Raw genomic sequence first — 14,446 nt, 5'->3', positions numbered from 1 at the left:
AGCCCCACCACAAACGCCACGGCTACGACCAGCGGCAAACGCGCCGGCAACCTGGAACCCGATTTTTCATATCGACTCATTTGATTATCCCCTGCGCCATCCTGGCGCTTTAAGTTAATCAAATATGTATATGAAAGCGCACGCATGCACAATCGTCCAAATGGCCATATCAACCAAAATCCGCCACACAACAAGCAGACCCGGCGCATTCGGGCGATAATCGGCCAAATCCCTTACGACCGGAGATCCTCATGTCTGACATCGTCATCGTCGGCGCCAAGCGCACGGCCATCGGTTCCATGCTCGGCCAGTTCACCGGCGTGCCCACGCCCATTCTCGGCGCTAGCGCCATCGGCGCTGCGCTCGAACAGGCCGGCCTGGCCGGCGACGGGATCGACGAAGTGATCATGGGCTGCGTGCTGCCGGCTGGACTCGGCCAGGCACCGGCGCGCCAGGCCGCGCGCGCGGCCGGCATCGCCGACGCCGCCGGCGCCACCACCATCAACAAGGTCTGCGGCTCGGGCATGAAGGCGGTGATGCTGGCCCACGACCTGATCAAGGCCGGCAGCGCCAAGGCGGTCGTCGCCGGCGGCATGGAATCGATGACCAACGCCCCGCACCTCCTGAACGGCTCTCGTACCGGCATCCGCTATGGCAATGCGCCATTCATCGACCACATGGCCTTCGACGGCCTGACCAATCCCGATGACGACAAGGCCATGGGCGTGTTTGGCGACGCCGCCGCCGCCAAGTACGGCTACAGCCGCGAAGAGATCGACGCTTATTCCACCGAGAGCGCCCGCCGCGCCCAGAAGGCGATGGCCGATGGCGCCTTCAAGGCCGAGATCGCGCCGGTCACGGTCAAGGGCCGCAAGGGCGAGGTGGTGGTCGATGGCGACGAGGAGCCGGGCAAGATCGACCTCGCCAGGATTCCCACCCTGCGCGCGGCCTTCGGCAAGGATGGCGTGCTGACCGCGGCCTCCTCCTCGAAGATTTCCGATGGCGCCGCCGCGCTGGTGGTGATGTCGGCCGAGGCCGCCCAAGCCGCCGGCGCCACGCCGCTGGCAAGGATCGTCGCCCACGCCACTTGGTCGCAGCAACCGGAGTGGTTCACCACCGCCCCGGTCAAGGCCATCGAAAAAGTACTGGAAAAGGCCGGCTGGGCCGTCTCCGACGTCGACCTGTACGAAATCAACGAAGCGTTCGCCGTGGTGGCGATGGCCCCGATGAGCGATCTCGGCATTCCTCACGACAAGCTCAACGTCAACGGCGGCGCACTGGCGCTGGGCCACCCGATCGGCTGTAGCGGTGCCCGCCTGCTAGTCACGCTGATTCACGCCCTGCAAGCGCGGGGCCTGAAACGCGGCATCGCCAGCCTGTGCATCGGCGGAGGCGAAGCGACGGCCGTGGCCATCGAACTGACCTGAGCTGAGCCATGCCTGTGGATGTGGGGAGACATCCTCACATCCATCTCCCCATGAGCCGGCATACTCACATCACCCATCAACCAAGCCGGGCGCATTCGACGCGGTTTTGACGACACTAAAGTCCAGGTAAATCCGGCTCAACGCAAAGCAGAAAAAATCCGGCCAAACCACTTGACATCGTTCATGAGCTTGTCATGATGTCGACAACGCGCAACGCCGCGCGTTGCCCACCCCTTATCGAGGATTCCCACGATGACCATGAACAAAGCCCTGATCGCCCTGACCATGGGCCTGGCTCTGGCCGCTTGCTCCAACAATGCCGAACAGGCCCAGGAAGCTGCCACCGACGCCAACGCCGCCGCCGCCGAAGCCCAGGAGGCCGCCGCCGCCACCGGTGACGCCGCCGCCCAGGCCGGTGCCGATGCCGCCACCGCCGCTGCTGACGCCGCCGCCGCTCAGGCCGATGCCGCCGCCGGCGCCGAAGCCGTGGGTCAAGACAACAAGGCCGCCGACGCTGCCGATGCCGCCACCGATGCCGCTGACGCCGCCAAGCAGGCCCAGGCTTCGGCCGAAAACGCCAGCGACGCCGCCAAGAAGTAATCTTTCTATCGTTGTCCGCTGCAAAAAGCCGCTGGTCCGCCAGCGGCTTTCTTTCCTCGGGAGGAACGGCCAAAGCCCTCCTCCCACCCCCAATCCCGCCTGACGCAGCCCGCGCCAGCCACCGGGAGACAGGCCGCAACACTGCGACCGAAACGACGCCATCACTTCCCCAACTCCTGGAGAATTTCATGAACATCAAGCTCGCCACCCTGATCGCGGCCAGCGTCTTCGCCCTCGCCGCCTGCAACTCCCCGACCGCCGAGCAGAAGGCTGACGAAGCCGCTGTCGCCGCCGACCAAGCCGGTGAACAAGCCGCCGAAGCCGCCAACGCCGCGGGTGATGCCGCCGTCGCCAGCGCCGAAGCCGCGGGCACGGCCGCCACCGACGCCGCCGATTCCGCCGCCAGCCGCCTGGATACCGCCGCTCACGATGCCATGGCCGCCACCGAAAAGGCCGCCGCCGACGCCAAGACGGCCACCGAGGAAGCCAAGGCCAACGCCGCGGGCGCCATCGCCGACACCGCCCACAAGATCGCCGACAAGATGGAAAGCGAGAAGGCGGAAGCCAAGGCGGCCGCGGACGCCAACAAGAAGTAAGCAACCCGCGCTCCGGCGCGAATCGCACGCTTGCAGTACCCCACGGGGCCCGAATTTTTCGGGCCTCGTTCTTTTTTGCGTGGAAGAGACCTGGCCCAGGGGGAATACGCTTGCACGGCAACCGGTATCCTTGTTGGCTTCCCACGTGCACGCAGACGCCATGCCCGCGCTTTCCTCCCGACTCGATCCCCGCTCCGCCGATTTCGCCGCCAATGCCGATTACCACCGCGCACTGGTCGAGGAATTGCGCCAGCGCCTGCACCGCGCGGCCGAGGGCGGCGGCGAGGCCGCGCGCAGGAAACATGGCGAACGCGGCAAACTGCTGGCGCGCGAGCGCATCGACACCCTGCTCGATCCCGGCGCGCCCTTCCTGGAACTGAGCGCGCTCGCCGCCGAAGGCATGTACGACGATGCCGCGCCGGCCGCCGGCATCGTCACCGGGATCGGCCGCGTATACGGCCAGGAATGCGTGATCGTCGCCAACGATGCCACGGTCAAGGGCGGCACCTATTTCCCGATGACGGTGAAGAAGCACCTGCGCGCGCAACAAGTGGCGCTGGAGAACCAATTGCCCTGTCTTTACCTGGTCGATTCCGGCGGCGCCTTCCTGCCGCTTCAGGACGAGGTATTCCCGGACCGGGAGCACTTCGGCCGCATCTTCTACAACCAGGCGCAGATGAGCGCGCGCAACATTCCGCAGATCGCGGTGGTGATGGGCAGTTGCACCGCCGGCGGCGCCTACGTGCCGGCGATGTGCGATGAATCGATCATCGTCAAGGAACAGGGCACCATCTTCCTGGGCGGCCCGCCGCTGGTGAAGGCGGCCACCGGCGAAGTGGTGGATGCCGAGACGCTCGGTGGCGCCCACGTGCACACCAGCCTTTCCGGCGTGGCCGACCACTTCGCCGAGGACGACCACCACGCACTCTCCATCGCCCGCGAGATCGTCGCCACGCTCAACCGCCGGCGCACGCCGCCGGTAACGCTGAAGGACAGCCTGGCACCGCTCTACCCAGCCGAAGACCTGTACGGCATCGTGCCCCAGGACACCCGCAAGCCATTCGACATCCGCGAGGTGATCGCGCGCATCGTCGATGGCAGCGAGTTCCAGGAATTCAAGGCGCGCTACGGCAAGACGCTGGTCACGGGCTTCGCCCATATCCACGGCTGCCCGGTCGGGATCGTCGCCAACAACGGCATCCTGTTCTCGGAATCCGCGCTGAAGGGCGCGCATTTCATCGAGTTGTGCAACCAGCGCGGTATCCCGCTGGTGTTCCTACAGAACATCACCGGCTTCATGGTCGGCAGGAAGTACGAAAACGCCGGCATCGCCAAGGACGGCGCCAAGATGGTGACTGCCGTGGCCTGTTCGAACGTTCCCAAGTTCACCGTGGTCATCGGCGGCTCGTTCGGCGCCGGCAACTACGCGATGTGCGGCCGCGCCTACGGCGGGCGCTTCCTGTGGATGTGGCCGAACGCGCGCATCAGCGTGATGGGGGGCGAACAGGCCGCAAGCGTGCTGGCGACGGTGCGCCGCGACGGCATCGAGGCCAAGGGCGGCGAATGGCCGGAAGCGGACGAGGAAGCCTTCAAACAGCCGATCCGCCGACAATACGAGGACCAGGGCAACCCGTACTACGCCACCGCACGGCTGTGGGATGACGGCATCATCGACCCGGCCGATACCCGCCGTGTACTGGGGCTTGCCTTGGCGGCCTCGCTCAACGCACCGATCGAGCCAATGAAGTTCGGCGTGTTCCGAATGTGAATGACATTTGATGTGACGCATGTCACATATGAACAAAAATCAACGCAATACAGCCGTGACGCCATCTTCACATGTTAATTTCGGAGTCCCGCAGCCCCCGCTGCCCCTGTGAGAATCTCGATCATGGTAAGTTGGAGAGACCCCGGCAACAACGCCAAGAAAGAAGTCGCGGACTTCCCGAGCGATGCAGTGACCACGCCTTTCGGTCAACACGCGCCAACGACGCCTGCGGCGGCGCCCGTGCAGGCCACCCAGCCGGCACCGGCTCCCGCATCGAAGCCGGCGGCGAAAGAGTCGGTGATCGCCGCCGACCTCAGCATCGAGGGCAAGATCCAGGGGGCCGGGCACATCCGCATCGCCGGTAAGTTCAAGGGCGATGTCGACGTCAAAGGCGACCTCACCGTGGAGCAGGGCGCCAAGCTCGACGGCAGCGTACGGGCGGAGAAGGTCACGCTCTCAGGCGAACTTGATGGCAATATCCTTTCCGCGCGCCGGGTCGATCTGCTGGCGTCGAGTGCGATGCACGGCGACATCAAGGCCGACGACCTCACCATCGCCTCCGGCGCACGCTTGCGCGGGCAGGTCGAATGCGGCGCCTGGGAAGGCAAGGCGGCGGGCAAGTCCGAATCGAAGCCCGAATCCAAGAAGGAAGGCGCCGCCGCCGCATGAGCGGTTTATTGGGGCGCGGCAATAAATCGGCCGAGGTGGGCGCGACCCGCACCTGCCCGCATTGCCGAGCCACCATCCTGGACAGCGCCGTGGTCTGCCCCGGCTGCAAGGGGCACTTGCGCTTCGATCCCGCTCCAGACCGCAAGGTGCTGGATTCGCCCCTCAGGATCGAGAGCACGCTACCCGGCCCGGCGCCGGGCGAGGCATGGGAATACTCGGTGGTGGCGGTGGTCAAGAACGAGCGCGGCGAGGAAATCGCGCGTCATATTATCGGTGTGGGGGCGATCAAGCCGGGCGAACAACGCACTTTCTCGCTCAGCGTGGATCTGGTCGCCAGCACCCGCATGCGGGCACGCTGAAACCTCAGCCGCAGCCGTCGCAGCCGCCGCACTTGTCCGATTTCGATACCGAAGCCGGCGCCATCATCCGCCCCAGTTTTCCCATCCATCCGGGCCTGCCCTCGCGCAGCAACGCAAGGGCGAGCGCGATACGCGTCGCCCGCCACGAACGCGGAAAGCGCGTACGCCAGACAAACAGCGCCGCCAGCAGCACCACGACGCCGATCACCGCATATTGCAACGCCAACGACATGGCTCAGCCCGCCCCCAGCGCCTTCGCCACCTGATAAGTCACCAGCGAGGCCAGGTAAGCCAGCGCGAACAGGTAGCCGGTGGCGAAGGCGGTCTGCCGCCAGGAGCCGGTTTCGCGCTTGATCGTCGCCAGCGTGGACAGGCACTGCGGCGCATAGATGAACCAGACCAGCAACGACAGGGCCGTCGCCAGCGACCAGTCCTGGGCGATCAGCGGCGACAGCGCTTCGGCGGCGGCATCGTCGCTGGCGGCGGACAGCGCATAGACGGTCGCCAGCGAGGCCACCACCACCTCCCGCGCGGCCATGCCCGGGATGAGCGCGATGCATATCTGCCAGTTGAAGCCCAGCGGGGCGAAGATACCGGTCATCGCATGGCCGATGCGGCCGGCGAAGCTGTAATCGATCTCCGGCAACGTGGCATCGGCGGGCGCGGACGGGAACGACAGCAGGAACCACAGCAGCACGGTCATCGCCAGGATGATGCCGCCGACGCGCTTCAGGAAGATCATCGCCCGTTCGTACAGGCCGATCAGCAGGTCCCGCCAGTGCGGCAGACGGTAGGACGGCAGTTCCAGCAACAGGGGATGTTCGCCGCCGTCGCGCTTCCAGCGCTTCATTACCCAGCTCACCGCCAACGCGCTGGCGATCCCGGCCATATACAGCGCGAACAGCACCAATCCCTGCAATTCCAGCCCCCCCAGGACTTTGCGCTGCGGGATGAAAGCGCCAATCAAGAGGGCGTACACCGGCAGGCGCGCCGAGCAGGTCATCAGTGGCGCGACCAGGATGGTGGCGAGGCGGTCGCGCGGATCTTGAATGGAGCGGGTCGCCATGATCCCCGGTATGGCGCAAGCGAAGCTCGACAGCAGCGGGATGAAGCTACGCCCGGACAGACCGGCTGCCGCCATCATACGGTCGAGCAGGAAGGCCGCGCGCGGCAGATAGCCCGATTCTTCGAGAACGAGAATGAAGAAGAACAGGATCAATATCTGCGGCAGGAATACCACCACCCCGCCCAGCCCCGCGATGATGCCGTCCACCATCAGGCTTTGCAGCGGCCCTTCCGGCATCAATGCGCCGGCGGTGTCGCCAAGCCAGCCGGTACCGGCCTCGATCAGGTCCATTAATGGCGTGGCCCAGGCATAGACGGCCTGGAACATCAGAAACATCAGTACCGCCAACGTGGCCAAACCGAACAGCGGATGCAGCAGCCAGCGATCGAGGGCATCGTCGACCCGCGCGGTGCGTCGCGGCATGCGCACGCTGGCCTCGATCAAGCCACGCGCCTGGGCGTGCAGCGCATCGCCATCGGGCACGGGACCTGTTTCCGCCAGCGGCGGCAGCCCGGCATCGATCAGTGCATCGATGCGCGCCAGCAATGCCCTGGCGCCATCGCCCCGCACCGCCACGGTTTCCACCACCGGCAAGCCCAGCCCGCGCGCCAGCGCCTCGACATCGATGGCGATGCCGCGCCGTTCCGCCGCATCCATCTGGTTGAGCGCGACGATCATCGGCCGCCCCAGCGACTTCAGCTCCAGCACGAAGCGCAGGTGCAGGCGCAAGTTGGTGGCATCGATCACGCAGACTAGCAGGTCCGGCGCGGACTCCCCGGGATAGAAGCCGCGCGCAACGTCGCGGGCGATGGCTTCCTCCAGGCTGGCCGGCGTCAGGCTGTAGGCGCCAGGCAGATCGAGCACGGCGCAATGACGGCCGGCCGGGGTGTTCAGACGCCCCTCCTTTCGCTCGACGGTGGCGCCGGCATAGTTCGCCACCTTCTGGCGGCTGCCGGTCAACAGGTTGAACAGCGCGGTCTTGCCGCTGTTGGGATTGCCAATCAGCGCGATGCGCGGAGCGGTGGCGGCATTCATGCGGCGATCACCTCAATTCGTGCCGCCTCGCTGCGGCGCAACGCGAAACGGGTGAAACCAACCTGCACCATCAGCGGCTCGCGCCCGAACAGGCCGGTGGCGCGCACCTCCACCGCTTCACCTGGCACGAAGCCCAACTCACCCAGCCGCCGGGCGATGGCGTCATGCTCGTCCAGCGCGTGGACACGGGCCACCTGGGCCGGAGTATGGAGAGAGAGTTCAGACAGACGCACGGCAGCGATTCAGACAAGAAGCATTCTCAAGTATACGTAATGCCGCGCGCCGCGCCGCTATCATGGACGCTCACTGCGAGGAAGGCCGGATGAGCGGATCGATGCAACTATCGTGCGGGAGCGCCGTCGCCCGGGTCAGGCTGACCCGCCCCGCCCTGCACAACGCCTTCGATGCCGGCCTGATTGCCGAACTGACCATCGCGCTCGAATCGCTGGCGAGCGACGAAAACGTGCGCGTGGTGGTGCTGGAAGGCGAAGGCGCCTCGTTCTCCGCCGGCGCCGATCTCAACTGGATGCGCGGCATGGCCGCCGCCAGCGAGGCGGAAAACCGCCTGGACTCGCTGGCACTGGCGAAGCTCATGCGCACCCTGGACGAACTGCCGAAGCCCACCCTCGCCCGCGTGCATGGGGCGGCGTTCGGCGGCGGCGTCGGGCTGGTGGCCTGCTGCGACATCGCCATCGGCGTGCCGGAAGCCCGCTTCGGCCTGACCGAAGCCCGACTCGGCCTGTTGCCGGCGGTGATCTCGCCTTACGTCGTCAACGCCATCGGCGCGCGTCAGGCACGTCGTTACTTTGCCAGCGCCGAAATCTTCGATGCCGCCGAGGCACTGCGCATCGGCCTGCTTCACCAGGTGGTGGAAGCCGGCGAAATCGATGCCGCCATCGACCGCCAGATCGACCTGCTGCTGAAGGCCGGGCCGGTCGCCAGCGCCAGCGCCAAGCGGCTGGTGAGCGATGTCATCGCCCACCACGACGGCGCCAGGCACGATGCCGACAACGCCGCCCTGATCGCCCGCCTGCGTGTGTCGCCCGAAGGCCAAGAAGGGCTGTCGGCCTTCCTCGACAAGCGCAAGGCCGCCTGGAGCGCCTCGCCATGAGCCCGTTCGACCACGTCGGCCTCCCCGTTGCCGGCCTCTCGTTCCACCGTGAACCGCTCCCCACGTCTGGCCGCGAGTTGATGATGGAAGTGAGCGCCGAACAGACCGGCGCCGGAAACCACGCCAGTCTTGGGCGCAACGGCAAACCGGTTTTCCGAACCGGCGATGGCGCGCCGCCATTGCAAGGCCGCCCGCGCGTCTATTTCAAGGCCGCGTGCCGCGAACCGATGGATGCTTTCCATGCCAGGGCACTGGCAACGGGTAAGGACGCCGCCGCCCCGAACCATTACGACGCTCTCGTACTCGCCCCCGCTGGGCGCGACATCGAAGCCATCCGCCACGCACCGGAACAAGCATGTTCGACAAGATATTGATCGCCAACCGCGGCGAAATCGCCTGCCGCGTCATCCGCACCGCGCGCAGGATGGGCATCCGCACCGTGGCCGTGTATTCCGAGGCCGATGCCGACGCCCAACACGTGCGCCTGGCCGACGAAGCCCATCCGATCGGCGGCCCGCGCCCGCAGGACAGCTATCTGCGCGGCGACGCCATCCTGAAGGCGGCGAAAGAAAGCGGCGCGCAGGCCATCCACCCCGGCTACGGCTTCCTGTCCGAAAACGCGGATTTCGCCGATGCGGTGGAAGCCGCCGGCATCGTCTTCATCGGCCCCAAGGCCGGCTCGATGCGCAGGATGGGCAGCAAGGCCGGCGCCAAGGAGCTGATGCAAGCCGCCGGGGTGCCGGTGGTGCCGGGCTACACCGGCGAAGACCAATCGCCCGACACCCTGCAACGCGAGGCCGACCGCATCGGCTACCCGCTGATGATCAAAGCCGCGCACGGCGGCGGCGGCAAGGGCATGCGCATCGTGCGTTGCGGCGCCGAATTCGCATCGAACCTGGAAAGCTGCCAGCGCGAGGCGGCGAACGCCTTCGGCCGCGACCGCGTGCTGTTGGAACGCTATATCGAGCACCCGCGCCACATCGAAATCCAGATATTCGGCGATGCCCAAGGCAACCTCATCCATCTGAACGAACGCGAATGCTCGGCCCAGCGCCGTTACCAGAAAGTGTTGGAAGAATCGCCCTCGCCCTTGCTCACCCCCGAGTTGCGCGCGGCGATGGGCGAAGCCGCGGTGGCCGCCGGTCGCGCCATCGATTACCAGAACGCCGGCACGGTCGAGTTCATCGTCGGCCGGGATGGCCGCTTCTACTTCATGGAAATCAATACCCGCCTGCAAGTCGAGCATCCGGTGACGGAAATGGTGACTGGCCTCGACTTGGTGGAATGGCAACTGCGCGTCGCCGCCGGCGAGCCGCTACCACGCGCGCAGCATGCGATCTACAGCAGCGGCCACGCCATCGAAGTCCGCCTTTACGCCGAAGACCCGGCGGCCGGCTTCCTGCCCGGCTCCGGCAAGCTCACCCGGCTGCGCCTGCCGGAATTCATGCCTGAGACGCGGATCGATTCCGGCGTGATCGAAGGCGACACGGTGACGATCTTCTACGACCCGATGATCGCCAAGCTGATCGTCCACAGCAGTGATCGCCCCCGCGCGCTGGCGCGCTTGCGCGAAGCGCTGGCGGCTTGCGAGATCGAGGGGCCGAAATCGAACATCGCCTTCCTCGAACGGCTGGCGCGGCATCCCGCGGTGGTCGAAGGCACGATCGACACCGGCTATCTCGACCGCCACCTCGACGAATTCCTCGACCGTGCCGGTGACGACCGCGAAGGGCCGGCGCTGCGCGCCCTGGCCGCCACCGCGCTGCGCCTGCGCGACGCGGCGCGATCGCGGCCGCGTTCGCCGTGGGAGATCGTCGATGGCTGGCGGCTCGGTGGTGGCGGCCACAGCCCGCTACGGCTGCGACACGGCGAACACGACGCGCATTTGAAGATCGGCGGCAAGGAAGGCGACTTCACGGTGCGCGAGGGCGACGTCCTCACCCGCCTCGAAGGACTCCGGTTGAGCGGCAATACGCTTTCTGGCCGCGTCAACGGCCATGCCCGGCGCCTGCTGGCGCGGGTCGAAGGCGATGCGGTGAGGTTGCACGACGGCACGCACGGCCATCACTTCCTGCGCATTCCGCTGCATCACCTGGAGGACGAACACGCCCCACAGAGCGACGATGCGCTGAAAGCCCCGATGCCCGGACGCGTGGTGCTGGTGAAAGCCCGCCCCGGCGATACCGTCGAAGCCGGCAGCGTGGTGCTGGTCATGGAGGCGATGAAGATGGAACTGGCGCTGAAAGCCCCGCGCCAGGGCGTGATCGCCGAATTGCGCGCGGCGGAGGGCGATTTCGTTGAAGCCGACGCCATCCTCGCCACGCTGGAACATTGAGGTGGCGCTTCCCTCGCACATTCGCATCGTCGAAGTCGGCCCGCGCGACGGCCTGCAAAACGAGAAGACCTTCATCGCCACCGCCGACAAGATCGAGTTGATCGACCGGCTATCGGCCACCGGCCTCGGCACCATCGAGGCGACCAGCTTCGTCAGCCCGGCATGGGTACCGCAGATGGCCGATGCCGCCGAGGTCTACGCCGGAATCGGGAAAACGCCCGGAGTCGCCTATCCGGTGCTGGTGCCCAATCTGCGCGGCTACGAGCGCGCCCGCGCGGTCGGCGCGACCGAGGTCGCCGTGTTCACCGCCGCCTCCGAGGCATTCAACCGGAAGAACACCAATGCCGGCATCGAGGAATCCCTGGCCCGCTTCGCCCCGGTGATCGAGACCGCTCGCGCCGATAGCGTGAAGGTGCGCGGCTACGTCTCCACCGTGCTCGGATGCCCCTACCAGGGCGAAGTGCCCCTGGCCGACGTAGTGCGAGTGGCGCGAACCCTGCACGCGATGGGCTGCCACGAAATCTCGCTGGGCGACACCATCGGCGTCGGCACCCCGGCCAAGGCGCGGACGATGCTGCGAGCGGTCGCCGCGGAAGTGCCGATGGACGCGCTGGCGATCCATTTCCACGACACCTACGGCCAGGCGCTGGCCAATATCCTGGCCTGCATCGAGGAAGGCGTGGCGGTGGTCGATGCCGCCGTCGCCGGCACCGGCGGTTGTCCCTATGCCCGGGGGGCCAGCGGCAACGTCGCCAGCGAGGACGTGGTTTACATGCTCCAGGGCATGGGGATCGAAACCGGGATCGACCTCGCCAAACTCATTGAAACCGGAGTATGGTTGGCACAACACCTTGGCCGTCCATCAGGCAGTAAGGCCGCGCTTGCTACGACACGATGACCGAAGAAAACGCCCGCACTTGGGGAGGCGGCGACGACTGGGACAACCTCTGCCTGAGGTTGCAACGGTTTTTGAAAGATGCCGTCTGTCCTGAACAAACACGCGAATTGGCCCGCGAGGCATTGCGCGCGATTAAGCTGGCCGAATGTGCGGCGGCAACAGCGCGGAGCCGCTATCGCAGACTGTTCGATGCCATTCCCGATGCCGCCATCATCATCGACTGGGACGGCACCGTGCTCGACTTCAACCGCGCCGGCCTGCACCTGATCGGCCGCAGCCACGAGGAAGTCATCGGCCGGCACATCGGGACACTGAACCCCGAACTGCCCGACGACTACCTGATCCCGGTGCAGGACGCGCTCAGCCGCGGCGGCAGCCACATGGCCGAAGTCACCAACATGCGCGCCGATGGCAGCCGCCTCCCGCTGGAAGTGCATTCGGGCGCGATCGACTTCGACGGCCGGCAGCACATCATCGCCATCTCCCGCGACCTCAGCAATCGCGTCGATAGCGAGCGTCGCTACGTCGACCTGCTGGAATCGGTGGACAAGGGCATCGTGGTACAGGATGCCGAGGGCGCGGTGCTGCACGTCAACAGCGCGGCGATGCGCATCCTCGGCCTGCGCCCCGGCGACTCACCGCACGCCGCGCTGAGCACGCCACCGTGGCGGGTGATGGATGAAAACGGCAAGGACATCGGCACCGAGCAGTTGCCCTCGGCTCTCGCCCGGCGCAACGGCAAGGTGGTGGCGAGCCAGGTGCTGGGCCTCTACCGGCAGGACGATCGGACTTTCCGCTGGCTTTCGGTCACGTCAATCCCCCAGTTCGATGCGGAATCGCATCATGTCACCCAGACCATCTCGCTGTTCGGCGACATCACCGCGCTGAAGCGCGACAGCGCGATGTTCGACCACGTGCAGACCCTGGCCACGATCGGCGCGTGGGAATGGAACCACGCCAACGACGAGCTGTACCTGACCCGCGGCGCCCGGCGGATACTCGGCATCGATCAGGGGACCGAGCGTTTGGCGGAACTGTTCGCCCGCCTACATGCCGGGGAAGCCCGCCGACTGCGAGCGGCGCTCAGACAGGTGATCGCCGATGGCCAGCCGTTCAACCTGGAGCTGCGGCTGAGCGCACGCGACGGCCAGCCCGACTGGGTGCTCATCCAGGGCGCGAAGGACGAACGCGATCCATCCGCGCACCGCATCACCGGCACCATCGAGGACATCAGCGAACACAAGCGGGTGGAAGACCGGCTGCGCCAGCAGGCGCGTACCGACTCGCTCACCGGCCTGCTCAACCGCGACGCCATCCTCTGCGAGATCGAGACGCAACTGGACGGGCAGGCGTCGCGTTTCTCACTCCTCTACATCGACCTCGACCGCTTCAAGATCATCAACGACGTGCTCGGCCACCACGTCGGCGACCATCTGCTGGTCGCGGTGGCCGGGCGCCTGCTCGACGCGGTTGGCCCGGACGCATTGTGCGCCCGGCTCGGCGGCGACGAATTCCTAGTGCTGTGCCTCGGCAAGGAGCCGAAGCCGGCCAGCGAAATCGCCGAGGACATCTTGGAATCACTGGCCCGAGCGTTCCAGATCGATGGGGAAGAATTCACCATCGGCGCCAGCATCGGCATCGCCCATGCGCCCGGAGACGGCGTGAACGCCACCGAACTGATCCAGAACGCCGATATCGCGATGTACGACAGTAAGCGCCGCGCCTTCAACGGCTGGCAGAGCTACAGCAGCGACCTCGCCCACCGGCAGCACAACCGACTGCGGATCGACGGGCTGATGCGCAATGCCGTGGACAACCACGAGCTATATCTGCTCTACCAGCCCAAGGTGGACCTGCGCGACGGCAGGATGATCGGCGCCGAAGCGCTAATGCGCTGGAACAACCCGCTGTTGGGCGGGATGCCGCCCGAGGAATTCATCGCCCATGCCGAAAGCAGCGGCGAGATCATCCGGCTGGGCGCCTGGACATTGCGCGAAGCCTGCCAGCAAGTGCGGCGGTGGCGCGACGCGGGACTCGACCCGATGCGCATCGCCGTCAATGTCTCCTACCGCCAGCTCATGGCCAGCGACCTGGCCACGACCGTGGCCGACGCCCTGGCCGCCGCCGGCATCCCGGGCCCGGCGCTGGAGCTGGAATTCACCGAACGCGTCTTGATCGAAGATGAACCGGAAACCCTGCGCACCTTCGCACGCCTGTACGAAATGGGCGTGGTGCTGTCGATCGACGACTTCGGCGAAGGCTACAGCGCGCTCAACTACCTGCGCCGATTGCCGATTCACGGCCTCAAGCTCTCGCAACTGTTCCTGCAAGGCGTGCCCGACAACACCTCCGACGTCGCGGTCTGCCAAGCGGTGGCCGGGATCGCCCGCAGCCTCGGGCTCAGCTTGGTCGCCGAGGGGGTGGAAACCGAGGCGCAACGCGATTTCCTGCTCGAACTCGGCATACCTGTCGGCCAGGGCTTCCTGTTTTCCAAGCCACTGGCGCCCGAGGCATTCGCCCGTCACCTCGCCAGTGGTTCGGTACTGCGGGCGGTCACTGAATAATGCCGATGCGATCGACAC

Annotated in this window: 14 protein-coding genes; 11 read left to right on the top strand and 3 right to left on the bottom strand. The window is 66.4% G+C overall.

The features are described from left to right. Positions 1 to 251: 251 nt before the first annotated feature. The 6 genes from EBB59_RS10095 to EBB59_RS10070 all read left to right on the top strand — a co-directional run bounded on the left by EBB59_RS10095 (position 252) and on the right by EBB59_RS10070 (position 5,419). Complete coding sequence (locus EBB59_RS10095) at positions 252 to 1,427, top strand: thiolase family protein (RefSeq protein ID WP_122102027.1); 1,176 nt, start codon at positions 252 to 254, stop codon at positions 1,425 to 1,427. A 252-nt stretch (positions 1,428 to 1,679) separates the two neighbouring features. Next, positions 1,680 to 2,027 (top strand): hypothetical protein, encoded by a 348-nt coding sequence (locus EBB59_RS10090; RefSeq protein ID WP_122102026.1) that lies wholly within the window; start codon positions 1,680 to 1,682, stop codon positions 2,025 to 2,027. A gap of 188 nt (positions 2,028 to 2,215) precedes the next feature. Then, positions 2,216 to 2,623, top strand: a complete 408-nt coding sequence (locus tag EBB59_RS10085; RefSeq protein WP_211327728.1) for a hypothetical protein — start codon at positions 2,216 to 2,218, stop codon at positions 2,621 to 2,623. A 160-nt stretch (positions 2,624 to 2,783) separates the two neighbouring features. Beyond that, complete coding sequence (locus EBB59_RS10080; protein ID WP_122102025.1) at positions 2,784 to 4,391, top strand: carboxyl transferase domain-containing protein; 1,608 nt, start codon at positions 2,784 to 2,786, stop codon at positions 4,389 to 4,391. 123 nt (positions 4,392 to 4,514) lie between these two features. After that, a complete protein-coding gene (locus EBB59_RS10075; RefSeq protein WP_122102024.1) occupies positions 4,515 to 5,060 on the top strand; it encodes a bactofilin family protein in 546 nt (181 codons plus the stop codon). Then, a complete protein-coding gene (locus EBB59_RS10070; protein WP_122102023.1) occupies positions 5,057 to 5,419 on the top strand; it encodes a hypothetical protein in 363 nt (120 codons plus the stop codon). Before EBB59_RS10075 ends, EBB59_RS10070 begins: the two co-directional genes overlap by 4 nt. 4 nt (positions 5,420 to 5,423) lie before the next feature. Here the strand turns inward: EBB59_RS10070 and EBB59_RS10065 are convergent, their stop codons facing one another. The 3 genes from EBB59_RS10065 to EBB59_RS10055 are packed head-to-tail and all read right to left on the bottom strand — an operon-like array spanning position 5,424 to position 7,753. Beyond that, positions 5,424 to 5,651 (bottom strand): DUF6587 family protein, encoded by a 228-nt coding sequence (locus EBB59_RS10065; RefSeq protein WP_122102022.1) that lies wholly within the window; start codon positions 5,649 to 5,651, stop codon positions 5,424 to 5,426. Between the two features lie 3 nt (positions 5,652 to 5,654). Continuing rightward, the gene (feoB, locus tag EBB59_RS10060) at positions 5,655 to 7,520 is read right to left on the bottom strand and encodes a ferrous iron transport protein B (protein ID WP_122102021.1); all 1,866 of its coding nucleotides are present in this window, start codon (positions 7,518 to 7,520) and stop codon (positions 5,655 to 5,657) included. Further along, positions 7,517 to 7,753: a FeoA family protein gene (locus EBB59_RS10055; protein ID WP_122102020.1), complete on the bottom strand. Its 237-nt coding sequence runs from the start codon at positions 7,751 to 7,753 to the stop codon at positions 7,517 to 7,519. Before EBB59_RS10055 ends, feoB begins: the two co-directional genes overlap by 4 nt. 89 nt (positions 7,754 to 7,842) lie before the next feature. On the opposite strand from EBB59_RS10055, the gene EBB59_RS10050 reads away from it, so the two are divergent. The 5 genes from EBB59_RS10050 to EBB59_RS10030 are packed head-to-tail and all read left to right on the top strand — an operon-like array spanning position 7,843 to position 14,428. Then, positions 7,843 to 8,631 carry an enoyl-CoA hydratase-related protein gene (locus tag EBB59_RS10050; RefSeq protein ID WP_122102019.1) on the top strand — a complete coding sequence of 263 codons (789 nt, stop codon included), beginning with the start codon at positions 7,843 to 7,845 and terminating at the stop codon, positions 8,629 to 8,631. After that, positions 8,628 to 9,005, top strand: a complete 378-nt coding sequence (locus EBB59_RS10045) for a VOC family protein (protein ID WP_122102018.1) — start codon at positions 8,628 to 8,630, stop codon at positions 9,003 to 9,005. Before EBB59_RS10050 ends, EBB59_RS10045 begins: the two co-directional genes overlap by 4 nt. Then, complete coding sequence (locus tag EBB59_RS10040) at positions 8,987 to 10,966, top strand: acetyl/propionyl/methylcrotonyl-CoA carboxylase subunit alpha (RefSeq protein WP_122102017.1); 1,980 nt, start codon at positions 8,987 to 8,989, stop codon at positions 10,964 to 10,966. The genes EBB59_RS10045 and EBB59_RS10040 overlap by 19 nt, the downstream gene beginning before the upstream one ends. A 1-nt stretch (position 10,967) precedes the next feature. Continuing rightward, the gene (locus EBB59_RS10035) at positions 10,968 to 11,864 is read left to right on the top strand and encodes a hydroxymethylglutaryl-CoA lyase (RefSeq protein WP_122102016.1); all 897 of its coding nucleotides are present in this window, start codon (positions 10,968 to 10,970) and stop codon (positions 11,862 to 11,864) included. Further along, complete coding sequence (locus tag EBB59_RS10030) at positions 11,861 to 14,428, top strand: sensor domain-containing protein (protein ID WP_122102015.1); 2,568 nt, start codon at positions 11,861 to 11,863, stop codon at positions 14,426 to 14,428. The genes EBB59_RS10035 and EBB59_RS10030 overlap by 4 nt, the downstream gene beginning before the upstream one ends. The last annotated feature ends 18 nt before the right edge of the window (positions 14,429 to 14,446 follow it).

Origin of the sequence: Solilutibacter pythonis (assembly GCF_003697345.1) — a bacterium.
GTDB lineage: Bacteria > Pseudomonadota > Gammaproteobacteria > Xanthomonadales > Xanthomonadaceae > Solilutibacter > Solilutibacter pythonis.
This window is presented reverse-complemented; position numbering and strand designations above follow the sequence as displayed.